The sequence below is a fragment of the Corynebacterium pacaense genome (genome assembly GCF_900169525.1).
Lineage (GTDB): Bacteria > Actinomycetota > Actinomycetes > Mycobacteriales > Mycobacteriaceae > Corynebacterium > Corynebacterium pacaense.
In genome coordinates, this window is record NZ_LT821237.1 from 1 (window position 1) to 940 (window position 940).

Below are 940 nucleotides of genomic sequence, written 5' to 3' on the forward strand. Positions count from 1 at the left end.
GCCGGTTGCACTCCGCACTGGCTCATCGCCCGCCGAAGGAAGTTCACCAGGAATGGCAGAAGTATCAGGCCTACGCGGCCTGATCGACAAGTAAATCACCCTCTACAAAACCCGGGGCTTGACAATGCCATGGTGTAAGCGCAGCCTACGGAGACCGTGGACAGTAAATCGACGGAGACGGCCGCAGGGTTTTATTGTCGGTAGGCACCAAGCAATCGGGCCAGCCCGGTCAGCCAGTCACCATCAGCCATGATGGTGTGCGGGTCGCATCCAATACGGGCGATTTCCCAGACAGGGTATTGAGGTGCTGGTGGTTGAAAATCAATGACCGCTGCAACTTTCTCTTTACTCATTAGCAGGTTCGGCGAGGCGAAATCACCGTGCAGGATTTGCATTCCCAACAGTGGGAGACTTTCGAGGATCGCCTGTGCCTTCGATAACAGCGAGCGGCGTTGCACAGCAGAATGCAGCGCGCCCACTGCTGATCCGAACTCAGAGAGTCCAGACGCTGGTAGTCGTCGATCAGCTTGTCAAAGCGGAACCGTGCCCGTGCAACGTCGATGATCCCTGTAGCTGGTCGAAGTGACGGCCGGTATGACGGGTACCGGGCTAAAAGTCGGTGGAGCTTACCAAGAACCAGACCCACGTTCTCCCAACGTTTGCCTATCAACCCGTCTTCTGCGGTCGTGGTTTCAGCCATATAATCCAAAAGCGACAAGGCCATACCCTGAGTCTCACCGATAACCCGACCGGCGATGGTGCGGTGAACCGATGGCACCGGCACTCCCCCCGGCACAGGCGAACATAGCTAGATGTCAAGCCCCGGGTTTTGTAGAGGGTGATTTACTTGTCGATCAGGCCGCGTAGGCCTGATACTTCTGCCATTCCTGGTGAACTTCCTTCGGCGGGCGATGAGCCAGTGCGGAGTGCAACCGGCGGT

General features: G+C 57.2%; 1 protein-coding gene. It reads right to left on the reverse strand.

What is annotated here, in order from left to right:
* Positions 1-191: 191 nt before the first annotated feature.
* Positions 192-479: a phosphotransferase gene (locus B7E02_RS00220; RefSeq protein ID WP_074493739.1), complete on the reverse strand. Its 288-nt coding sequence runs from the start codon at positions 477-479 to the stop codon at positions 192-194.
* Positions 480-940: the final 461 nt, after the last annotated feature.